Below are 22,298 nucleotides of genomic sequence, written 5' to 3'. Positions count from 1 at the left end.
TGTGAAGTCAGAACATGAGCATCCCCAATACCTTTGATCTCAGCGGCAAGGTCGCACTCGTCACCGGCGCCAGCCGCGGCATCGGCGAGGCCATTGCCCGTTTGCTGGCCGCGCATGGCGCGCACGTCATCGTCTCCAGCCGCAAGGCCGAGCCTTGTGAAGCCGTGGCGCAGTCCATCCGTGATGCGGGCGGCAAGGCTTCCGTGATCCCTTGCCATGTGGGCGAGATGGATCAGATCGACGCCACGTTCGCCGCCATCGAGCAGCAGTTCGGCCGGCTGGACATCCTGGTCAACAACGCTGCCACCAACCCGTATTTCGGGCACATCAGCGACACGGATCTGGGCGCCTTCCAGAAGACGGTGGACGTGAACATCCGCGGCTACTTCTTCATGTGTGCCCAGGGCTCGAAGCTGATGGCGAAGAACGGCGGTGGCTCGATCATCAACATCGCCTCGGTCAATGGCGTGATCCCCGGCATGGCGCAGGGCATCTACTCGATCACCAAGGCTGCCGTGATCTCGATGACGCACGCCTTTGCCAAGGAGTGCGCCGCCATGAAGGTGCGCGTGAACGCCATCTTGCCGGGCGCCACGGACACCAAGTTCGCCTCGGCCCTGACCACGAACGACGCCATCCTCAAGGTGGTGATGGCGCACACGCCGCTCAACCGTGTCGCCGACCCCAAGGAAATGGCCGGTGCCGCGCTGTACCTGGCCTCGGATGCGGCCAGCTACACCACGGGCGCTTGCCTGAATGTGGATGGCGGTTATCTGACTGCCTGATCAGGCGGCTTGATCACCACGCGCCGTGATAACGGCCGCCAGGACATGCTGCAGCTTGTCCGGGTTGCGCATCACGTAGACGCCTGACACCAGACCCTCCTCGGAAATGTCCAGTGTCAGTGTCTGGATGACCTGGCCATCGGGGCCGTGGAAGACCGCGCCGGGCATCGCGTTGATCCAGGCGGGTTGCACCAGGCCCACAGCCTGCTGCCACAGGCGCGCAAAGCCCGTGAGCACCTTGGCCACCTTGTCCGCGCCTTGCAACGGGTAAGGCACCGAGTTGACCTTGCCCCCGCCGTCGGCCATGAACACGACGTCCTGCGCCAGCGTGTCGGCCAAGGCCTGCACATCGCCCAGTTGCAAGGCGCGGGCAAACGCACTGGCGATGCGGGTGGCCTGCGCGGCATCCCTGGTGGGGCTGAGGCGACGTTGCCTGATCGGCGTATCTGCCTGGCCCACTGCCGAGGCAGACGCCTGAGCCAGTTGGCGCTTGGCCCGGCTGGCCAATTGCCGGCAGGCCGCCGGGCTTTTGTCCAGCACCTGCGCGATGGCGTCAAAGTCCCAATCGAACACCTCGTTGAGCAGGAACACCGCGCGTTCCGCGGGCGTCAGGCGCTGCAGCACCAGCAAAAAGGCGATCTCCAGGTTCTGCGCCATGGCCAGGGCCTCGTCTGCACCGGCCTGGGCCGTGTCCGGGTCGTCGATCCAGGGCTCGGGCAGCCACACGCCCACGTACTGCTCTCGTCGCATCTGGGCTGAAGTCAGCCTGTCCAGGCAGAGCCGGGTCACGGTCTGGGCCAGAAAGGCGCGTGGTGAGGCAATGTCGTCGTGTGCCACGTCGCGCCACCTCAACCAGCAGTCCTGCACGGCGTCTTCCGCCTCGGCCACCGAGGCCAGCATCCGGTAGGCCAGGCCACGCAGAAAGCGGCGGTGTTGCTCGAACTCGGCGGTGGCGTCCATGGGGCTCATGGCTTGGCATCATCCAGCAATTGGCAGACGGTGTCGTGGCCCAGCGCCCGCTTGATCATGGGGAAGCTGCGGGCGCCCGCCATGGCCAGCGTCAGTGAGATCAAGCCGCGCGCTCCCCATTTGTCCTTGATCTGCTGGCGCAGTTGCTCGGCCTCATGGGATTCTTCGTGGGCGCTTTCATGGGCTGTTTGCGGGCTGATCACGGCGCGAGCCCATCGGTAAGCCAGGGCGGCATCGGGCCCCATGCCTTGTTCGTCACCCAGCTTGATCGCCTTGATCAGCGATGCGGGCATGCCTTCCTGCTGTGCCATGTTGAGCGTGAGTTGCTGGCAGGGGCCGCAGCCCTCGCTTTGGGTCGCCACCCATTTGGCCGCGAACCAGGGCGCCAGGGGCAGTTGGCGGTCCCGGTAGGCGGCCAATGTGAACAGCCCTGAGAACGCGCGAAACGGCTTCATGCCGGTATCGAGAATTTGATGGGCATAACCCATGTCGTAGCTGAACTGCCTGGCAAAAGCCTCCAGCCTGGTCTTGATGATGGCCTTGGGTCCCCACATGATCAGGCCCTCCGGGTGCGTTCGACACCGATGGTCATTAGTGTCAGCAGGGCCGGCAGCGTCACGCCGGGAAACGCACGCAACCAACTGCTCCAGCCGCAGATGCCCATGCTGAGCTCGTACAGGTGCACGGCCGCATGCAGGACCAGGAACAAGGCTGCCAGCGCGGTCATGGGCCGGGCCAGCCGGGCGTCGAGCAACCCCCAGGCCAGGGCTGCGGATGCCGCCATGTAGGCGCAGCCAATGTCTCGCACGAAATGCGTGTTCAGCGGCCCTGTCAGTGAGACGCCCGGGACGTGCTCGTACCAGTAACCGGGTGACAGCAGCATGGTCAGCCCATTGCCTGCCAGCCCAAGTGCGAGGATGCGCTTCAGCCCATTCATGAAAAGCTCCGATAGATGATGGTCATGTCTTCATGACGAATCAGGGAGCTGCTTTGTGACGCGAATCTGTACCTTGCAGCCTCATCTCATGGCGCGAGCGTTGATTTCTGGCAGGGTTTCTGCGAAATCGATCGTTGCGGCTTCTGTTCGCGCAGGTCTGGCAGGGCGTTGCGCCGGTGTTCGCGAGGCCTGGCTGCGGATCTTGCGAACCGTCTGCATGGGAAGCCACAAGGCTGCAGTCCGGTAATCGCTGCGCATCAGCCGTGCGAGCATGAGGCTCAGGCAGATGCTGCTCAGCCAGCTCAAGAGGGCGGTGAGCCAGGGCATGTTGTTTGGCAGTACCCATGGCCAGGCGTGTCGACCCAGGTTTTGCAGGGGCCAGTGAAACAGCAGGATGAACAGACTCTCTCGGCCGCACCGGCTCAGGATTGCGCTCACCAATGGCATGCTTGCCAGCCATTTGGCGATGGCGGTCAGTAGCGCGATGCCAGCCAGTGCACTGAGCATGAGGGCGATGACGTACTCCGCTGAAGACACGTCTACCGCGCCTGACTGCAGCAAATACTGGGATGCGAGCAAGGTGGACAGGGCTGCCGCTCTTGGTGGCCAGGACGCAGGGGGCGATGTCCATGTTGATCGACACAGGAACCCCAGCATGAAGAACGCCAGGTTCTTGCTTAGGTCGCCGAGCTTGTACGGCGCGCTCGGGAACAGATTGCTGGTCCAGATGCCCCCGCACAAGGCTAGAGCGATGCTCAAGGTTTGGAACGCGGGCGGCCACTTGTCGAATCGGCCTGCTTGGAGCAGCATGTGCCCGCCCATGAACACCAGCCAGAGGTGGGGCAGGTACCAGAGGTAGTAGACCCACGGCAGGTAGTGGCCACCTCCAGCCATGAGGCCGATGGCCAAGGAAGTGAGGTCTGTTTCACCAATGAGCATGCGGGCCGGCGCTTGCAACAGTGCCATCACCACGAACGGCTTCAGCAAGGCATCGGCCTTCTCCCGCATCAGTTGTCGAAAAGCTTGCTGATGCTTGATGAACGAGCCCGCCACGAAGAACATCATGGGCATGCGGATCGTCCACAGCGCATGGTTGATCACCGTGTCGGTGAATTGGGCGTTGTGTCCCCATACAACCAGGATGATGCACAGCCCACGAGCGATGTCGACGGATTGAATCCGCATGTGTCCACTCCTGCTTTAATTTGTTTGGCAGGAGTGTGTGGCTCGGGGCTCGGTTACCCTATTTCGCCGCTGTAACCGGTGCTACCGCAAGCTACCAGGTAGCCAGAAATGGCGCGCCGGCTTACAACTGTGTCGCATTCAATGCGAACTCAAACAAGGCGGTTGAGCCCTTCGGCATCGAAGTGCTCGGTGGTCTGGGCGTCCGTGGGCAGGCAGGTGCGCGCGTCTTCGGTACGGGCCTCCTTGGCCAGCTTGCCGATGGCCTCCCACAGCAGCGTGATCTGGTGTTCATGGCCCGAGGCATGGTCGATCAGGCCGCGCAGCGCTTGAGACAGCGGGTCATCACCCTCGGTCACGCCGTAGGCAGAAAAACCCATGCGGGCAGCCAGGGCCTCGCGCTCAGCCTGTTTTTCATCCAGCACGGTGGCCTTGGCTACGATGATGCGGGCCGGGTTGCCCACCGCCGTCGCGCTCGCCGGCACAGGCTTGGTCACCACCGCGTTCGACCCCACGCGTGCGCCATCCCCCACCGTGAAGCCGCCCAGCACCTGGGCATTGGCACCGATGATGACGCCTCGGCCCAAGGTGGGGTGGCGCTTGGCGCCCTTGCTCAAGGACGTGCCGCCCAGCGTCACGCCTTGATAGATGGTGCACTCATCGCCGATCTCGGCGGTCTCGCCCACGACCACGCCCATGCCGTGGTCGATGAACACGCGCCGGCCCACCTTGGCGCCGGGGTGGATCTCGATGCCCGTGAAGAAGCGCCCCCAGTGCGAGACCCAGCGGCCGAGCCACTTGAGGCCGTGCGTCCAGCACCAGTGCGCGACGCGGTGCATGGCCAGGGCGTGCAGACCCGGGTAGCAGGTCAGCACTTCCCAGGCGGTGCGGGCCGCAGGGTCGCGTTCCAGGATGCAGGCGATGTCTTCTCGCAGTCGGGCGAAGAACATGAATGTGCTTATGCGGTTTTCAGATGCAGGAGGCCGAGTTTACCGGGCCGTTCAAAAACCAGACTGGCCGGCAGTGGCAGGCACAACGTGGTAATGCAGCGCCGTGCGGATCAGGACTTGTCGATGATGGCCTTGGCAATGCCCCGCAGGATGTGGATCTCTTCCTGGCGCAACTCGGCCCGGTTGATCAACTGGTTGAGGCGGGGCATGAGCTTCTTGGGCGCGGCCGGGTCCAGGAAGCCGAGCTTGATCAGGGCTTGCTCCCAGTGGGCGAGCGCGCCTTGCACCGCGTCGCCGCTGGCCAGCGCCACATCCGGCGTTCGGGCTTCAACGGCAAAGCTGCCCAGGGCCTGGCGCCATTCGTAGGCCAGCACCTGCACGGCCTGCGACAGGTTGAGCGAGCCGTAATCCGGGTTGGTGGGGATGCTGATCACCGCGTTGCAGCGGTACACGTCCTCATTGGCCATACCGTAGCGCTCGCTGCCGAACACGAAGCCGACGCGGTGCATGGGTGTGGCCGCGGCCAGTTTGGTCAGGCCTTCACGCGGGGTGATGGTGGGCGGACCGAAGTCGCGTGGCGTCATGGCCGTGCCGATGGCGTAGCTGATGCCCTCCAACGCTTCGGCCAGGCTGTCCACCACACGGGCGCGCACCAGGATGTCGGCTGCACCGCTGGCCATGGCCACGGCTTCCTCCTGGATCAGCACATCGGCAAAACGGGGGCGCACCAGCACCAGATCGGAAAAACCCATGACCTTCATGGCCCGGGCGGTCGCGCCCACATTACCAGGGTGGCTGGTGCCGATCAGGATGAAGCGGGTGGGGTCGCGCTGGCCCGAATGTCCGAGCGGGGCGTGAGGGGATGAGGCTTGCATGGCGTGGGAAATCTTCAGGAGATATCGCACAAACATGCGATAAGCCCTTGATTCTCATCGAAATCGCTGAAAAAGGGGGTGCAAAAACCAACGGGCTTCTATACAATCTTCGATTCTCGCTCGTTCTTTGATCACCGCTGCGCCCCCATCTCCCTGCCTCGACGCTGTCTGGCTGGTGTTGTTCCCGTTTCGCGCTGTTGCCGCCCTTCGTTGCTTGATGAAGGCCGCCTGTGCGTGTCACGCCGGACATCCCGTATTGCCCGTTTGTCGCGGTGGTTTTTCTGGTTTCCAAGGTCTATCCATGTCTCAAGCCCTGCATCCCATGCTCAACATCGCCATCAAAGCTGCCCGCGCAGCCGGGGCGATCATCAACCGGGCCTCGCTCGACATCGAGCGACTGACAGTGATCGCCAAGTCGCACAACGACTTCGTGACCGAGGTGGACAAGGCAGCAGAAGACGCGATCATTTCCACGATCCTCGAGGCCTACCCAGGCCACGGTATCCTGGCTGAAGAATCGGGGCGCGAACATGGCGCCAAGCACAGCGACTACGTCTGGATCATCGATCCGCTCGACGGCACCACCAACTTCATCCACGGCTTCCCCGTGTACGCGGTCTCCATCGCGCTGGCCTTCCGTGGTCAGGTGCAGCAGGCCGTGGTGTATGACCCCTGCCGCAACGACCTGTTCTACGCGTCCAAGGGCAAGGGCGCCTACATGAACGACCGCCGCATCCGCGTGTCCAAGCGCACGCGCATGCTCGAATCCCTGATCGGCACGGGCTTCCCCTTCCGCAAGGGTGACAACTTCCAGCGCTACATGAAGATGTTCGAAGAGGTGATGGTGCAGTGCGCTGGCGTGCGCCGCCCGGGTGCTGCCTCGCTGGACCTGTGCTACGTGGCTGCAGGCTTTTACGACGCCTTCTTCGAAACCGGCCTGAGCCCCTGGGACGTGGCAGCGGGTTCGCTGATGATCACCGAGGCCGGTGGCCTGGTGGGCAACTTCACGGGCGAGCCTGACTTCCTGTACCAGCGCGAGATCCTGGCTGGCACGCCCCGCATCTATGGCCAGATGGTCAAGACGCTGGCACCGTACACCCGCGTGATCGCCGATGCCGACGCGCAGGCCGAAGGCGCAGAGGGCGAAGGCGAGGGGGAAAGCGACCCGGAAGACGAAGCCCTGATCCAGTCGCTGCAGGCCGCTGAAGACGCGGCACAAGCCGCCAAGGCCGCAGCGCCGGCCGAGCCTGCTGCCCCGAAGCGCACGCGCATCACCGCTGCGGCCAAGGCGGCCGAGGTTCGCGAAGGCAAGGGCGACGCGCCGTTCTGATCCTTGAAAGCACGGCGGGCGTCGGGATGGCGCCTCCCGTGCCTGGCGTACGCGCCAGATCACGCAGCGACTCACGCGTTATGCTGGCGCCTCTTCACTGACGCCAGCCACCTCAATCACCTTTTGTCCCTGTCATGGACTTCAGCGCGCACACGCCGATGATGCAGCAGTACTTGCGCATCAAGGCCGAACATCCCGACACCCTCGTGTTCTACCGCATGGGGGATTTCTACGAGCTTTTCTTTGACGACGCGCGCAAGGCCAACCGCCTGATCGACATCACCTTGACGGTGCGTGGCCAGTCGGCTGGCGAGCCTGTGGTGATGGCGGGTGTGCCCGTGCACGCGGTGGAAACTTATCTGGCCAAGCTGATCAGGCTGGGCGAGTCGGTGGCCATTGCCGAGCAAGTGGGCGAGGTGGGCCTCAACAAGGGGCCGGTGGAGCGCAAGGTGGTGCGCGTGGTCACCCCTGGCACGCTGACCGATACCGAGCTGCTCAACGAGCGCGCCGATGCGCTCTTGCTGGCCGTGGTGATGGACAAGCGCGGGCGCCATGCCGAGCACGCCGTGCCCTGTGCGATGGCCTGGCTGGGCTTGTCCAGCGGCAAGCTGGGCCTGACTGAATGCACCGAGCGCGATCTGGCCGGCTGGCTGGCGCGCCTGCAGCCCGCTGAAATCCTGTTTGACCGCGAACGCATTCCGCCCACGCTGCAACCCTTGTTGACGCAAGGCGGCAAGAGCGTGGCCATGACCAGCCGCCCCACCTGGCAGTTTGATGCCGGCCTGGGTCTGCGCAAGTTGTGCGAGCAGCTGCAGGTCAGCTCGCTGCAAGGCTACGGCGCGCAGGACTTGAGCCTGGCGCACGCCGCCGCTGCCGCGCTCTTGAGCTTTGCCGAGCACACGCAGGGCAGGGCGCTGTCACACGTGGCCTCGCTCGATGTGCCACGCACCAGCGAGCTGCTGGATCTGCCGCCCGCTACGCTGCGCAATCTGGAGTTGACCCAGACGTTGCGCGGCGAGGATGCCCCCACGCTCTTGTCCCTGCTGGACACCTGCCGCACCGGCATGGGCAGCCGCGCCTTGCGCCAGTGGCTCACGCAACCTTTGCGTGACCGCGCCACGGCCCGCGCCCGGCATGATGCGATCGCCTGCCTGCTGGCACCGCCCATGATGGAGCAGGGCCATGAGTCTCTGCGCGAGGCCCTGCGCCAGATGAGCGATGTGGAGCGCATCACCGCCCGCGTCGCCCTGCGCCAGGTGCGCCCGCGCGAGCTGGCTGGCCTGCGTGACACCCTGCTGACGCTGCCCCAATTGCGCGAACGCGTGCCGGACGCCGCACCCTTGCTGGCCCAGTTGCACACCGCTTTGCAGCCCGATGCGGCCATTGCCCGGCAACTGCAGGCCATGCTGATGGACACACCCGCGGTGCTGCTGCGCGACGGCGGTGTCATCGCCACGGGCTTTGACCCCGATCTGGACGAGCTGCGTGCCATCTCGCAGAACTGCGACGCCTTCCTGCTGGAACTGGAGGCCCGCGAGCGCGCCCGTACCGGCATCGGCAACCTGCGCGTGCAGTACAACAAGGTGCACGGCTTCTACATCGAGGTCACGCAGAGCCAGGCCGACAAGGTGCCGCTCGACTACCAGCGCCGCCAGACGCTCAAGAACGCCGAGCGCTTCATCACGCCCGAGCTGAAGGCGTTTGAAGACAAGGCCTTGTCCGCGCAAGACCGCGCCCTGGCTCGCGAGAAGTTCCTGTTCGATCAGCTGATCGACTTCCTGCAATCGCACATCGCGGTGCTGGGCGCGCTGGCCCGTGCCTTGTCTTCATTGGATGCGTTGGCCGCGCTGGCCGAGCGCGCCGCCACGCTGGGCTGGACAAGGCCCGACTTCAGTCCGCATCCCTGCATCGAGATCGAAAAGGGCCGCCACCCTGTGGTCGAGGCGCGCTTGATGGAAACCAGCGGCGCCGCCTTCATCCCCAATGACTGCCGCTTCGATGCCAACCGCCGCATGATGATCGTCACCGGCCCGAACATGGGCGGTAAGTCGACCTTCATGCGCCAGGTGGCCCTGATCGTGCTGCTGGCGGCCATGGGCTCGTATGTGCCCGCTGCATCCTGCCGCCTGGGGCCCATCGACGCCATTCATACCCGCATCGGTGCGGCCGACGATCTGGCCAACGCCCAATCCACCTTCATGCTGGAGATGACGGAGGCCGCGGCCATCGTGCACAGCGCCACCGAACAGTCCCTCGTGTTGATGGACGAGATCGGGCGGGGCACGTCCACGTTTGATGGCCTGGCCCTGGCCGGCGCCATTGCCAGCCACCTGCATGACAAGAACAAGTCCTTCACGCTGTTTGCCACGCATTACTTCGAGCTGACGGCGCTGCCCGAGAAGCACCCGCGCGCGTTGAACGTGCACGTGGGTGTGGCCGAGTCGGGCGACGACATCGTGTTCCTGCACGAGTTGCAGCACGGCCCTGCCAGCCGCAGTTACGGCGTGCAGGTGGCGCGCCTGGCCGGCATGCCGCATTCGCTGATCCGGCAGGCGCGTGCCACGCTGGAGTCGCTGGAGGCCCAGCAGCGCCACGCCGACGACCAGATCGACCTGTTTGCCCAGGTGGGCGCCCCAGGTGGCGTGGATCTGGACGAGCTTGCTGCGAACGCCGCTGCCAAAGGTGGCGCGCTCCTTGCTGATGCCCAAGGTGAGACCCTGACGCCGGCAGAAGCCCAGACCCTGAGCTTGCTGGCCAGCATCGACCCGGATACCCTGACACCTCGTGAAGCGCTGGATGCGCTGTACAAACTCAAATCGGTGAGCTCATCATGACCTACTGCGTGGCCATGCGCCTCAATGCCGGGCTGGTTTTCCTGTCGGACTCGCGCACCAACGCGGGCATGGACCAGATCAGCACCTTCCGCAAGATGACGGTGTACGAGAAGGCCGGCGAGCGCGTGCTGGTGCTGCTGTCTGCAGGCAACCTGGCCATCACCCAGGCGGTCAAGCAGCTGCTGGGCAGCGAGACCATCGAGGGCTCGGACGGCGAACCCTGCACGATCTGGACGGCCAAGAGCCTGTTCGACGTGGCCCGCATCGTGGGCAGCGCGGTGCGCAAGGTGCATGCGCGCGATGCCGAAGCGCTCAAGAAGCACGGCATCGACTTCAACTGCAGCCTGATCATCGGCGGCCAGATCAAGGGCGAGACCATGCGACTGTTCAATGTCTACGCGGCCGGCAATTTTGTCGAGGCGGGCATTGATGGTGTGTGCTACTTCCAGATCGGCGAGTCCAAGTACGGCAAGCCGGTGATCGACCGCGTGGTCACGCCTTTGACCCCGCTGCAGGAAGCGGCCAAGTGCGCGCTGATTTCGATGGACTCTACGCTCAAGTCCAACCTGTCGGTCGGCCTGCCGTTGGACCTGATGGTCTATGAAAGCGACTCGCTGGAGGTGGACAAGCTCATCAACATCGATGAGACGAACACCTACTTCCGCATGATCCGCACCAGTTGGGGGCAGCGCCTGCGTCAGGTGTTCGATTCGATCCCTGAGCCCACCTGGCATGGCGAGCAGCCTGATCTGGCCAGCAACAGTGTGCCGTCTCAGGCGCAGGCCATGAACCCGCTGAGCAAGATCACGGCCCCGAACGGCTGACGCCTTTCAGTCAAAGGCTCCTGACATCTCAAGCACGCCGCGCAGGACATCAGTCTGATCGGTGATCTGCGTGAGCATCTCCTCGGGGATGGTCGCCACAGGCCGGCCCAACACCAAGGGCTGCGTGACTTGCCTGGGCTTGCTTGGCAGGCTGGGGAAGTCGCTGCTGCTGAGCTTTGCGCCCGTGGCTGTGGGTTTGCTGGATACCGGCGGATTGAGCTCCAGGTGCTTGGCGTAGACGGCGCGCACGAAGCTGTCGGCCACGCTCTCCGACACACCGCTGCGGGCGAGCAGCAGTTGCCTGTCCCCCTGGTTGAGCCCGACCGAGCCATTCGATGAGCGCAGGTAAAGGTTGCGTGCCACCTTGCCCCCGCTTGAGCTGACTTCGTACACGGAGATGTGCGGCAGCTTGCCGTCGCGCGGGAACGTGCCATGCACGTCGTAGCCCGCCATTTGGGCTTCGCCCAGTTTCAGATGGCCGTGGAACCGTGGCCCCGGATTCGCTTCCCAGAAATTTGGCATGGTCTTACCCCTTGTTGATCGCAGTGCCTGCCTTCATCCATCTGTGAAGTTCGGACATCAGGGGGGCACTATATCGAGCGTTCTCGCATGGCGGAAATTAACTTACGTCATGTTCCCTGAGTGCGCCGTACGGCGAGTTGCAACACGGCACGTGCCCTTGGCTTCACTGCCAGGCTTCGGCCACCCGCTCATTGGTGGGGCGGTGATCCAGCCACCAGACGACAAACAGGCAGCCCGCCACAGCCAGCGTGGTGGCCAGCAGGAAGGTGGGGCCATAGCCCAGCTTGTCACCCAGCACACCGCCAGCCAGGCTGCCCAGGCTGCTGACCGCGACGACCACACTGGCCAGCAGGGTGTAGTCGGTGCCGGCATGGTAGGGGTCGGAGGCGTCCATCATCAAGGTGAACAGCACGACCGTGGCCATGGTGCCCACGATGCCTTCCAGCACTGTGGCCGCCCAGAGCAGCTCCGTGCCGCCGAGCCCGAACGCCACCGCTACGTACAGCCCAAAGCCTGCGGCTTGCGACAGGCCTGCAAACAGCATGGCCTTGCGGCGCCCCATCTTGTAGGTCAACCACCCGCCAATGCTGGCACCCAGCAGGCTGGTACCTGAGCCCACAGCCCCTTTCATGACCGCGATCGTGCTCTTGCTCACACCATGATCCAGCAAGAAGGGCGGCAGCAGCGAGTTCAGGATCTGGTCGCCAAAACGAAAGCAGAAGATCAGCCCGAAAAAGGTGAGCATGCCGGGCGCCAGGGCCCGGTGCAGCCACCCGATGACCAAGGCCATGCCGGCAGGGCGGTGAGGCGCGTCCAGCCGCCGCACAGGCTCCTTGATCGGCAGAACAGGCAGGATGGTCAGGCCCAGCAGCGCCGCCATGCACAGGAACATCACTTGCCAGCCCGTCTGCGCAAAGAGCCATAGCAACAAACCGCCACCCAGGATCATGCCCAGGCGGTAGGCGCCCACCTGGATGGCATTGGCCAGGCCGCGCTCCCGGGTGCCCAGCAGCCGCACGGCCAGGCCATCGGTGACGATGTCTTGCGAGGCTGCGATCAGGTTGAACAGGAAGACGGCAACGAACAGTACGGTGCTACCGGTTTGCAGATGCAGTTGAGACAGCGCCAGCGCCATCAGGCAGGCGCTGCATTGAAAGAACATCAGCCAGCCGCGGCGCGAGCCATGGTGATCCAGCGCCGGCGCCCACAGGAACTTGATGCCCCATGGCAGCGCGAGGAATTGCAGGAAGCCGATGGCCGTCAACGACCAGCCTTCATCGCGCATCAGCACGGGCAGGGCCAAGGTGAAGAAGCCGAAGGGGATGCCTTGCGCCGTGTACAGGCCGCTCAGCAGGGCAATGCGTTGCGCCTGGCTGTTTTGCGCAGCGTCACTCATGCCTTGCTGGCAAGGGTGCCTGCTTCGCGGTCCAGCTCGTCGATGCAGGCCTTCATCTGCGCGTGGCACTTGGCCATGAGTTCCGGCATGTCATCCAGGGTCATGCCGGCCGTGGGGATGGGGGCGAGTGCGCGCATCACCACCGTGCCGCTGCGCCAGCGGTTGAGGTTCATGCCGCGCACATAGTTGTTCGCACACAGCGGGATGATGGGCACGCCAGCGTTGATGGCCATCTGGAAGGCGCCCTTCTTGAGCGGGGCCAGGCCCTTGCCATGGCCGCGCGTGCCTTCTGCGAACACCCAGATGCTCATGTCCTTGTGCTGCAAGGTGTCCGTGGTGGTCAGCATGGCTTTCTTGGCCTGGATGGCGTTGCCGCGGTCGATCAGCACATTGCCGGCCAGCCAGTAGAGCTGCCCGAAGAAAGGGATCCACTTCAGGCTGGTCTTGCCCAGGGTGACGGTGCGCGGCGGCACGGCGTGCCCGAACACGAACAGGTCGTAGTTGGACAGGTGGTTGGCCACGATCACCGCAGGCCGTTGGTGCTTGAGCACGCCGTCGAGCTCCAGGCGCATGCGCAGGCCGAGGATGTACTGCGCAGGCACTGCATAGAAACGCGCTGCAATGCGGCTGTTGTCGGGGTTGAAGGGGCGGCAGATGCTGACCAGCAAACCCAGCAGGCTGGCCAGTACGAAGTGCACGCATAACAACAGCATGCGCAAGGGCAGAAGCATGACTAAACCTTGAAGTGCGTCAATGGGCGCCGGTGAGCGCCGTCAGGCGTCGAGCACCAATTTGTTCGACGCGGGGAAAGCGGTGCAAAGATACACCGCATTGCCCAGCATATTGCCGACCACGTCGCCTTCTCGCAGAATCAATTTGCATGTGCCACACATGCCCTGCCTGCAGCCTGTCTCGATGGGCACATGGTGCCGCTCCGCGATCTGCATCAGGCTCAGGCCCTGGTCGGCCTCGGTCAACTGCACGCGGCGGTCCAGGTGGCGGAAGTAGATCTCGGCCTGCGCGGCCTTGAAGTCAGCTGGCGTCAGGGGCTTGATTTCATGCGCGACGAAGCGTTCGCTGTCGAGCTTGCCCAGGTCATAACCCTTTTCCTTGAGGATGTTGACGACCTTGTCCATGAAGCCTTGCGGCCCGCACAGGTAGATGTCGCGCTCGCGGAAGTCCGGCAGCAGGGTGTCGATGTTGCTCACGTCCAGCGTGGGTGCGTAGCGGCCCGATGCTTTGTCTTCCGGTGTGGGGCGGCTGAGCGCCTTCACCAGGTTCAGGCCTTCGCTGCGCCAGCGTTGCAGCGTGTCCTTGAAGATCACGTCCTGCGCGCTGCCGAACTGGGCGTACATGGCCAGGTCGGGGCGGATGTGGTAGCTCAGCAGGGACTTGAGCATCGAGTAGCAAGGCGTGATGCCCGCGCCCGCGCAGATGAACAGGATTTTCGATTGCTGGCGATAGCAGAAGTGGCCCTGAGGCTGGCCAATGCCGACCACCATGCCGGGCTGGAGCTCGTTGTGCACCCAGTTCGACAGCTTGCCACCCTTCACGCGCTTGACGGTGATGGTGAAGCAGTCGTCCTCCATGGGCGACAGGCTGTAGTAGCGGCTCACGGCCTCGCCATTGATCGTCGCATTCAGGGCGATGTACTGGCCGGGCTCCATGCACTTCCACAGCTGGTTGGGCATCAAGGTGATCGTCTTGACGTCGGGCGCTTCGTCCTGGATGCCGACCACGATGGCTTGCAGGTCGTAGGTCCAGATGAAGTCGTTCCAGCGACGGTTGAAATCCGTCATGGTGTTGCTGGCGACGTAGTCCAGCCAGTCACGGCCGATGTGCCTGAGGGCCCAGCGGTTCAGTCGGGACAACATCGCGTCAAGCATGGCCGGTGCCTGCCGGGTGCTGCTGCGTCTGCGCGGCGGGTGGGAAGGAGTGCTTCCACATCACCGACACGTAGTTGCGGATGGCGCGGCCCCAGGTCGGGTTGCACTTGTAGTCCACGTTGTACTTCTTGCACACGGCCTTCACTTCCTTGGCCATGTCCGGGTAGTGGTGCGAGGGAATGTCCGGGAACAGGTGGTGCTCGATCTGGTAATTCAGGTGGCCCCACAGGATGCTCATGCGACGGCTGCCTTTGAAGTTCACCGAGGACTCCAGTTGCGACAGGTACCAGTGGCCCTTGTGCTTGAGTGCATCGGCTGATTGCAGCGGCTCGGTGAAGTGCGTCGCCTGGATCGTCATGCTGATCCAGTAGTTGTTGATGGCGTCGGCCAGCGCGTTGCCCAGCAGCACTTTCAGGCCCGAGAAGCCGGTCGCGGCTGCCAGCAGCGGGAACACGATGTACTCCTTGGCCAGCACGCGCCAGATGGAGCGCCTGTTGCGCTGGTTGAGCTCTTCGTCGCTCTGGCCGGCGGTGTCCACCGGGGCGTAGCCCTTGTTGCCTTCGGGGAAGGCCTGTTCGCGGAACTTCTGGCCAAAACCCAGGTTCTGCGAATTGAACTGGTACAGCATGGTCGGGTAGGCCGCCAGCAGGTACAGGGGGACCTGGAAGAGGTGGCGCTTGTTCCACGGTGTCAGCTCGTTGGTGCGCAGGATGCCGTGGTTGAGGTCCGGGTCCATCTCGAACACATTGGTGTGCACGTGGTGCAGGCCGTTGTGCTCGCGGCGCCAGCCTTCTTCGTCCACGGGGGCCTTCCACTTGAAGTTGTGCGCGTGGAACTGGGGGATCTCCGGGAAGTAGTCATACTGCCCGTGCAGCACGTTGTGCCCGATCTCGATCGACTCGATGTTGCGGTGCAGCCAGGTGAAGAACACACCCAGCGAGAAGGTGATGGGTTCCGGGCTGACCCACAGCAAACCGCGGCCAATGGCTTCGAAAATGCGAGAATTGCGTCGAAGCCCCTTGATATAAGCAACATCTTTGGGGCCCAGCTTGGCGCGGTAGCGTTGCTTGATGTCGTCGATTTCTTTCTCGATCTGATCAAAAAGCGCTGGGTCGACGTTGAGAAGCGCAGAGGGGCGCCCTGTGAAGATGTTCTTGGTCATGAAAGGCCGGGTCCGGAATGAAGGCGGCGCAGTGCGCGAACTGCCAGGGGCGCAAAAGCCGCGCAGTATAGAAGACTGCTCTGGGTTAACCGGGCCCCAGTATCAAGGGGCTTGATGTGGCGCAATCCACGGTACAAGGCCCCCGCAAACCCCTATAATGCCGCTTTACCACCGCAGCGCCCGCCTTGTACGCGGGCGCTTTTGCGCAATGACCAAGTTTGTCTTCGTCACGGGCGGTGTGGTGTCCTCGCTAGGCAAGGGCATCGCCGCCGCGTCACTGGCCGCCATTCTCGAATCTCGTGGCCTCAAAGTTACCCTGATCAAGCTCGATCCGTACATCAACGTCGATCCGGGCACGATGTCGCCTTTCCAGCACGGCGAGGTCTTCGTGACCGACGACGGCGCTGAAACCGACCTGGACCTGGGCCATTACGAGCGCTTCATCACCACGCGGATGAAGAAGGCCAATAACTTCACCACCGGTCAGATCTACAAGAGCGTTCTGGAAAAGGAACGCCGTGGTGACTACCTGGGCAAGACCGTGCAGGTCATCCCCCACATCACCAATGAAATCCAGGACTACGTGCGCCGAGGCGCTGGCGTGGGTACGCCTGACGCCGTGGACGTGGCCATCGTGGAAATCGGTGGCACCGTGGGCGACATCGAGTCGCTGCCCTTCATGGAGGCTGCCCGTCAGTTGAGCCTCAAGGCGGGCCCCACCAATGCCGCCTTCGTGCACCTGACCTATGTGCCTTTCATCGCGGCGGCCGGCGAGCTCAAGACCAAGCCGACGCAGCACACCGTGCAGAAAATGCGCGAAATCGGTATCCAGCCCGACGCGCTGCTGTGCCGTGCTGATCGCGCCATTCCGGCGGATGAACGCGAAAAGATCTCGCTGTTCACCAACGTGCCCGAGTCCGGCGTGATCTCGGTGTGGGACGCTGACACCATCTACAAGGTGCCGCGCATGCTGCACGAGCAGCATCTGGACGACCTGATCTGCAACAAGCTGCAGCTGCAGACCAAGCCCGCCGACCTGTCGCGCTGGGACAATCTGGTCTACGAGGTCGAGAACCCCAAGAAGGCCGTCACCATCGCCATGTGCGGCAAGTACACCGACCTGTCGGATTCGTACAAGTCGCTCAACGAGGCGCTGCGCCACGCCGGCATCCACAACCACGCTCGCGTCAACATCGAGTACGTGGACTCCGAAACGCTGACGCCTGAAACCGTGTCGCAGCTCAAGCAGTTCGACGCCATCCTGGTGCCCGGCGGCTTCGGCAAGCGTGGCGTGGAAGGCAAGATCTGCGCAGCCCAGTTCGCCCGCGAAAACGGCATTCCTTACCTGGGCATCTGCTTAGGGATGCAGGTCGCCACCATCGAATACGCACGCCACAAGGCCGGCCTCGAAGGCGCCAACTCCACCGAGTTCGAGCCCCACACGCCGCACCCCGTGATCGCCCTGATCGACGAGTGGCTGGACGCCGATGGCACCGTGCAAAAGCGCGATGCCTCTTCGGACCTGGGTGGCACGATGCGCCTGGGCGCGCAGTCTTCCGACGTCAAGCCCGGCACCATCGCGCACGAGATCTACGGCCCGGTTGTGACCGAGCGCCATCGCCACCGCTACGAAGCCAACGAGCGTTACCTGGATCGCCTGCAACAGGCTGGTCTGGTGATCTCGGCCATCACGCAGCGCGAAAAGCTCACCGAAATGGTCGAGCTGCCCAAGTCGGTTCATCCCTGGTACGTGGGCGTGCAGTTCCACCCCGAGTTCAAGTCGACACCGTGGGGCGGCCACCCGCTGTTCACCGGCTACATCAAGGCTGCGCTTGACCATCAAGCCGCCACCAAGAAAGCCTGAACAAGGCGCTGAGGAAACATGCCATGAAGCTCTGCGGATTCGACGTCGGCCTGAACCATCCCTTCTTCCTGATCGCCGGCCCCTGCGTCGTCGAATCCGAGCAGTTGCAGATGGACACGGCCGGCACACTCAAGGAGATCACCTCTGCCTTGGGCATCCCCTTCATCTTCAAGTCCAGCTATGACAAGGCCAACCGCTCCAGCGGTACGTCCTTCCGTGGCCCGGGCATGGAGAAGGGCCTGGAGATCCTGGCCAAGGTCAAGCGCGAGCTGAACGTGCCCATCCTGACGGACGTGCACACCGAAGCCGAGATCCCCGTGGTGGCCTCGGTGGTGGACGTGCTGCAGACGCCGGCCTTCCTGTGCCGCCAGACCGATTTCATCCACGCGGTTGCCCAGTGCGGCAAGCCGGTGAACATCAAGAAGGGCCAGTTCCTGGCGCCGGGCGACATGAAGAACGTCATCGACAAGGCCCGTGCCGCTGCGCGCGAAAAGGGCCTGAACGACGACAACTTCATGGCCTGCGAGCGCGGTGTGAGCTTCGGCTACAACAACCTCGTGTCCGACATGCGCTCGCTGGCCATCATGCGTGAGACGGGTGCCCCCGTGGTGTTTGATGCAACGCACTCGGTGCAGTTGCCGGGCGGGCAGGGCACGTCTTCGGGCGGTCAGCGTGAGTTCGTGCCCGTGCTGTCGCGTGCGGCTGTGGCCGTGGGCATCTCGGGCCTGTTCATGGAAACGCACCCGGATCCGTCCAAGGCCATGTCCGACGGTCCCAACGCCGTGCCGCTCAAGCACATGAAGGCCTTGCTCGAGACCCTGGTCGAGCTGGACCGCATCACCAAGAAAAACGGCTTCCTGGAGTCGAACTTCTCCTGATGCCGAGGGTCCGACGCGGGCCCCACAATCTTTTGTTTTCGTTTTTTCTTATCTTCCAATTTTCTTCCTGAGGAAACCCAGATGAGTGCCATCGTTGACATCATCGGCCGCGAGATCATCGACAGCCGAGGCAACCCCACCGTTGAATGCGACGTTCTGCTGGAGAGCGGCGTCATGGGCCGTGCGGCCGTGCCGTCTGGCGCGTCCACCGGTTCGCGCGAAGCCATCGAGCTGCGCGATGGCGACAAGTCGCGTTACCTGGGCAAGGGCGTTCTGAAGGCTGTTGAGCACATCAACACCGAAATCGCCGAAGCCGTGCTGGGCCTGGATGCTTCCGAGCAAGCCTTCCTGGACAAGACCTTGATCGACCTCGACGGTACCGACAACAAGGGCCGCCTGGGCGCCAACGCCATGCTGGCCGTGTCGATGGCCGTGGCCCGCGCCGCTGCTGAAGAGGCTGGTTTGCCCCTGTACCGTTACTTCGGTGGCATGGGTGCCGTGCAACTGCCCGTGCCGATGATGAACGTCATCAACGGTGGCGCACACGCCAACAACAACCTGGACATCCAGGAATTCATGATCCTGCCCGTGGGCGCACCCACCTTCCGTGAAGCCCTGCGTTACGGCGCCGAAGTCTTCCACGCGCTCAAGAAGATCCTGCACGACAAGCACATCAGCACCGCTGTGGGCGACGAAGGCGGTTTCGCGCCTTCCGTGGCCAGCCACGAAGAAGCCATCCAGCTGATCCTGCAAGCCATCGAAGCCGCCGGCTACACCGCTGGCGACCAGATCATGCTGGGCCTGGACTGCGCCGCTTCCGAGTTCTTCAAGGATGGCAAGTACCACCTCGAAGGCGAAGGCCTGAGCCTGACCGCCGAGCAGTGGACCGACATGCTGGCCACCTGGTGCGACAAGTACCCCATCATCTCGATCGAAGATGCCATGGCTGAAGGCGACTGGGCTGGCTGGAAGCACCTGACCGAGCGTCTGGGCAAGAAGGTTCAGCTGGTGGGTGACGACCTGTTCGTGACCAACACCAAGATCCTGAAGGAAGGCATCGAGAAGGACATCGCCAACTCCATCCTCATCAAGATCAACCAGATCGGCACCCTGACCGAAACGTTTGCCGCCATCGAGATGGCCAAGCGCGCTGGCTACACCGCCGTGATCTCGCACCGCTCGGGCGAAACCGAAGACAACACGATCTCCGACATCGCCGTGGGCCTGAACGCCGGCCAGATCAAGACTGGTTCGATGAGCCGCTCTGATCGCATGAGCAAGTACAACCAGCTCCTTCGCATCGAAGAGGACCTGGGCAACGTGGCCGTGTACCCCGGTCGCAGCGCTTTCTACAACCTGCGCTGATCTCTGCGTTGACCTGATCACAGGTCAACAAGCAGCAGAAACGGGGCCTGAGCCATGCTCAAGGCCCCGTTTTTCATTCGGCCTCTCGTGGATAATGTGAGCATGCGTTTCGCCGCCATCATCATCCTGGCACTGCTTGCAGTGGTTCAGGCCGAACTCTGGTTCGGCAAAGGTGGCGTGCCGCGCGCGATGGCCTTGCGTGCGCAGGTGCAAACGCAGCAGCGCGCCAATGCCGAGGCCCAGGCGCGCAACGAGCAGCTGTCGGCCGAGGTCCGCGATCTTCAGGAAGGCCTGGAGATGGTGGAAGAAAAGGCCCGCACCGAACTGGGCATGGTCAAGCCGGATGAAATCTATGTCCAGCTGACCACCAAGCTGCCTCAGGTCATGCCTGCGTCGTCGGCGCCATCGGCGCCTTGAGTATGCCTTCTGGTCTGGATGGCCTGGCAGCCTCCCTGGCGTGGCTAGACCCCTGGCTGGCGCCCACCTTCACCGCTTGGGGCGTGCCCGTCAGCCAGCTGGAATGCTGGGCTTTTGTGCTCTCGCTGTTGATGGTGGGCTTGAACCTCAAGGTCAATGCCCTGGCCTGGCCGCTGGCCATCATCAGCTCCGTGCTCTATGGCCTGCTGTTTGCGCGTAGCAAGCTGTATGGCGAGGCCAGCCTGCAGGTGCTGTTCGTGATCATTTCCTGCTGGGGCTGGTGGCAGTGGCTGCGCGGCGTGGGTCGTGATCAACGCCCTTTGAGCGTGCGGTCCATGAGCTCTTCTGGTCGCTGGTTCGCGTTGGGTGCAATCCTGCTGCTGTGGCCCGCCCTGGGCTATCTGTTGCACCACATCACCGATTCAGACGTGCCTTTTCTGGATGCACTGCCCACAGCTGGCAGCATCGTGGGCCAATGGTTGCTGGCGCGCAAATGGGTGGACAACTGGCCTTGCTGGTTGCTGGTCAACCTGATCAGCATGGGCTTGTTTGCCTACAAGCACCTGTGGCTCACCGTGCTGCTCTATGGGCTGTTTGCGATCTTGTCGGTCGTGGGCTGGCGCGCCTGGTTGCGCCTGAGTGTGTCTGCCCAAGCCGCCGAGGCTGGAGCCTGACATGCCGGGACAGGTCATCGCCTTGTTGGGCGCCGAGAGCACGGGCAAGACCACGCTTGCGCATGAACTGACGCGTGTGCTGGCTGCGCGCGGCCTGAACGCCGTGATGGTGCCCGAAGCGCTGCGCTTGTTCTGCGACCAGCAGGGCCGCACGCCCATGCAGCACGAGCAAGCGCCGATCGCGGCAGAGCAGACGCGCCTGATCGAGCAAGCCCGGCGAGCTCACGGCATCGTGCTGGCCGATACCACGGCGCTGATGACAGCGGTCTACAGCGAGCTCATCTTTCGCGATACCAGCCTGTATGCCCAGGCGTTGATCGACCACGCGCAGGTTCAGGCCACGCTGCTGATGTCCCTGGATCTGGGGTGGACGGCAGACGGCTTGCAGCGTGATGGCCCCCATGTGCGCGAACCCGTGGACGGTCTGATCCGCTCGGCTTTGCAAGGTGCAGGGCAGGGCTACGCCGTGGTGGCTGGGCACGGTGCGGCGCGTGTGGACCACGCTTTGTCCGTGATCGAGCACCTGCTGGATGAGCCAGCGCGGCAGCAGCGCAGCATGGGTGCGGCCCGCTGGCGCTGGTTCTGCGACAACTGCGACGATGGCGAGTGCGAGCAGCATTGGCTCACCCGTCAACGCTGAGCCAGCCATGGATGACGCTGCGCCCCTGACCATCCTCTGGCAGGACGAGGACATGGTGGTCGTGCACAAGCCCGCGGGTTGGCTGGTGCACCGTACCGGCCTGGATGCGCACGAAACCCGCTTTGTCATGCAGACCCTGCGGGATCAGTTGGGGCGGCATGTGTACCCCGTGCACCGCCTGGACAAAGGCACGTCCGGCGTGCTGCTCATGGCCTTGCACGCAGAGGCCGCGCGCGCCTTGTGTGCCGTATTCGAGCAGCACCAGGTGCACAAGCGCTACATCGCCATGGTGCGCGGCTGGCCGGCTGCAGCGCAAACCGTGGACCACGCATTGCGCCCTGACGACGCCCCGCCCGATGCGCCTGCACAGCCCGCGCAGACCGCCTTCCGGCGCCTGGCCACCTTGCAGCTGGATGTGCCGGTGGACCGCTACCCCAGCACGCGCGTGGCCTTGGTGGAGGCGCTGCCGCTCACAGGGCGCCGCCACCAGATCCGGCGCCACCTCAAACACATCGCGCATCCCATCATTGGGGACGCCACGCATGGCAAGGGTGCACACAACCGCTGGTGGGCGCAGCAACTGGGCCAGCAACGGCTGTGGTTGCATGCCGCGTCATTGCAGCTCGTTCAACCCTTGTCCGGCCAGCAGTTGAACCTGGTGTCGCCGATACCAACAGGAATGGGCGATATGCCCGCACCCAATCCGGCACCTGATCCCGCCCTCAATCAGGACTGGGCCCGCTTGATGCAGACTTTCCCCTGGCAATTCGATCAGCCAATGGGCACGGGGCCCGCAGGCATCTAGCCC

22 protein-coding genes are annotated in these 22,298 nt (G+C 63.7%); 11 read left to right on the top strand and 11 right to left on the bottom strand.

Annotated features, from left to right (window positions below; translation table 11 throughout):
* Positions 1-14 precede the first annotated feature (14 nt).
* Positions 15-785 (top strand): SDR family oxidoreductase, encoded by a 771-nt coding sequence (locus tag JY96_RS01800; protein WP_035034460.1) that lies wholly within the window; start codon positions 15-17, stop codon positions 783-785.
* On the opposite strand, the gene sigJ is transcribed toward JY96_RS01800, so the two are convergent.
* From sigJ to JY96_RS01770, 6 genes are all read right to left on the bottom strand, one after another.
* On the bottom strand, positions 786-1,754 hold the full coding sequence (gene sigJ / locus JY96_RS01795; RefSeq protein WP_035034458.1) for an RNA polymerase sigma factor SigJ: 969 nt from the start codon (positions 1,752-1,754) through the stop codon (positions 786-788). It lies immediately after the preceding gene.
* A complete protein-coding gene (locus tag JY96_RS01790) occupies positions 1,751-2,308 on the bottom strand; it encodes a hypothetical protein (protein WP_052162034.1) in 558 nt (185 codons plus the stop codon). Before JY96_RS01790 ends, sigJ begins: the two co-directional genes overlap by 4 nt.
* Before the next feature lie 2 nt (positions 2,309-2,310).
* The gene (locus tag JY96_RS01785) at positions 2,311-2,691 is read right to left on the bottom strand and encodes a hypothetical protein (protein WP_035034456.1); all 381 of its coding nucleotides are present in this window, start codon (positions 2,689-2,691) and stop codon (positions 2,311-2,313) included.
* An 81-nt stretch (positions 2,692-2,772) separates the two neighbouring features.
* The gene (locus JY96_RS01780) at positions 2,773-3,876 is read right to left on the bottom strand and encodes an acyltransferase family protein (protein ID WP_035034455.1); all 1,104 of its coding nucleotides are present in this window, start codon (positions 3,874-3,876) and stop codon (positions 2,773-2,775) included.
* Positions 3,877-4,025: 149 nt separating this feature from the next.
* Positions 4,026-4,823: a serine O-acetyltransferase gene (cysE, locus tag JY96_RS01775; RefSeq protein WP_035034453.1), complete on the bottom strand. Its 798-nt coding sequence runs from the start codon at positions 4,821-4,823 to the stop codon at positions 4,026-4,028.
* Positions 4,824-4,933: 110 nt separating this feature from the next.
* Positions 4,934-5,698, bottom strand: coding sequence for an RNA methyltransferase (locus JY96_RS01770; protein ID WP_052162861.1), 765 nt, complete (start codon positions 5,696-5,698; stop codon positions 4,934-4,936).
* Between the two features lie 301 nt (positions 5,699-5,999).
* On the opposite strand from JY96_RS01770, the gene JY96_RS01765 reads away from it, so the two are divergent.
* The 3 genes from JY96_RS01765 to JY96_RS01755 all read left to right on the top strand — a co-directional run bounded on the left by JY96_RS01765 (position 6,000) and on the right by JY96_RS01755 (position 10,686).
* A complete protein-coding gene (locus tag JY96_RS01765; protein WP_052162033.1) occupies positions 6,000-7,028 on the top strand; it encodes an inositol monophosphatase family protein in 1,029 nt (342 codons plus the stop codon).
* Positions 7,029-7,162: 134 nt separating this feature from the next.
* Positions 7,163-9,862, top strand: a complete 2,700-nt coding sequence (gene mutS, locus JY96_RS01760) for a DNA mismatch repair protein MutS (RefSeq protein WP_035034450.1) — start codon at positions 7,163-7,165, stop codon at positions 9,860-9,862.
* Positions 9,859-10,686: a proteasome-type protease gene (locus JY96_RS01755; protein WP_035034448.1), complete on the top strand. Its 828-nt coding sequence runs from the start codon at positions 9,859-9,861 to the stop codon at positions 10,684-10,686. Before mutS ends, JY96_RS01755 begins: the two co-directional genes overlap by 4 nt.
* Positions 10,687-10,692: 6 nt before the next feature.
* Here JY96_RS01755 and JY96_RS01750 read toward each other — a convergent pair whose 3' ends face one another.
* From JY96_RS01750 to JY96_RS01730, 5 genes are all read right to left on the bottom strand, one after another.
* Positions 10,693-11,208, bottom strand: coding sequence for a hypothetical protein (locus JY96_RS01750; protein ID WP_152606333.1), 516 nt, complete (start codon positions 11,206-11,208; stop codon positions 10,693-10,695).
* Between the two features lie 163 nt (positions 11,209-11,371).
* On the bottom strand, positions 11,372-12,604 hold the full coding sequence (locus JY96_RS01745; RefSeq protein ID WP_052162032.1) for an MFS transporter: 1,233 nt from the start codon (positions 12,602-12,604) through the stop codon (positions 11,372-11,374).
* Positions 12,601-13,335 (bottom strand): 1-acyl-sn-glycerol-3-phosphate acyltransferase, encoded by a 735-nt coding sequence (locus JY96_RS01740; protein WP_035034445.1) that lies wholly within the window; start codon positions 13,333-13,335, stop codon positions 12,601-12,603. Before JY96_RS01740 ends, JY96_RS01745 begins: the two co-directional genes overlap by 4 nt.
* Positions 13,336-13,377: 42 nt before the next feature.
* Complete coding sequence (locus tag JY96_RS01735; protein ID WP_081960954.1) at positions 13,378-14,490, bottom strand: flavin reductase family protein; 1,113 nt, start codon at positions 14,488-14,490, stop codon at positions 13,378-13,380.
* Positions 14,483-15,652, bottom strand: a complete 1,170-nt coding sequence (locus JY96_RS01730; protein ID WP_035034440.1) for an acyl-CoA desaturase — start codon at positions 15,650-15,652, stop codon at positions 14,483-14,485. The genes JY96_RS01735 and JY96_RS01730 overlap by 8 nt, the downstream gene beginning before the upstream one ends.
* A 208-nt stretch (positions 15,653-15,860) precedes the next feature.
* On the opposite strand from JY96_RS01730, the gene JY96_RS01725 reads away from it, so the two are divergent.
* From JY96_RS01725 to JY96_RS01695, 7 genes are all read left to right on the top strand, one after another.
* The gene (locus tag JY96_RS01725; protein WP_035034439.1) at positions 15,861-17,516 is read left to right on the top strand and encodes a CTP synthase; all 1,656 of its coding nucleotides are present in this window, start codon (positions 15,861-15,863) and stop codon (positions 17,514-17,516) included.
* A 23-nt stretch (positions 17,517-17,539) separates the two neighbouring features.
* Positions 17,540-18,394 (top strand): 3-deoxy-8-phosphooctulonate synthase, encoded by an 855-nt coding sequence (kdsA, locus tag JY96_RS01720; protein ID WP_035034435.1) that lies wholly within the window; start codon positions 17,540-17,542, stop codon positions 18,392-18,394.
* A gap of 81 nt (positions 18,395-18,475) precedes the next feature.
* Positions 18,476-19,759: a phosphopyruvate hydratase gene (eno, locus tag JY96_RS01715; protein ID WP_035034432.1), complete on the top strand. Its 1,284-nt coding sequence runs from the start codon at positions 18,476-18,478 to the stop codon at positions 19,757-19,759.
* Positions 19,760-19,861: 102 nt separating this feature from the next.
* Complete coding sequence (gene ftsB / locus JY96_RS01710) at positions 19,862-20,176, top strand: cell division protein FtsB (RefSeq protein ID WP_052162031.1); 315 nt, start codon at positions 19,862-19,864, stop codon at positions 20,174-20,176.
* A gap of 2 nt (positions 20,177-20,178) precedes the next feature.
* Entirely contained in the window at positions 20,179-20,850 is a 672-nt protein-coding gene (pnuC, locus tag JY96_RS01705) for a nicotinamide riboside transporter PnuC (RefSeq protein WP_052162030.1), read from the top strand.
* 1 nt (position 20,851) lies between these two features.
* On the top strand, positions 20,852-21,490 hold the full coding sequence (locus JY96_RS01700; protein ID WP_035034429.1) for an AAA family ATPase: 639 nt from the start codon (positions 20,852-20,854) through the stop codon (positions 21,488-21,490).
* A gap of 7 nt (positions 21,491-21,497) precedes the next feature.
* Entirely contained in the window at positions 21,498-22,295 is a 798-nt protein-coding gene (locus tag JY96_RS01695) for a pseudouridine synthase (protein WP_035034426.1), read from the top strand.
* Positions 22,296-22,298: the final 3 nt, after the last annotated feature.

Origin of the sequence: Aquabacterium sp. NJ1, assembly GCF_000768065.1 — a bacterium.
In the GTDB taxonomy this organism is placed as follows: domain Bacteria; phylum Pseudomonadota; class Gammaproteobacteria; order Burkholderiales; family Burkholderiaceae_C; genus Aquabacterium.
The sequence above is the reverse complement of the archived record's forward strand: the minus strand, read 5'-3'. Positions and strand labels throughout refer to the sequence as shown.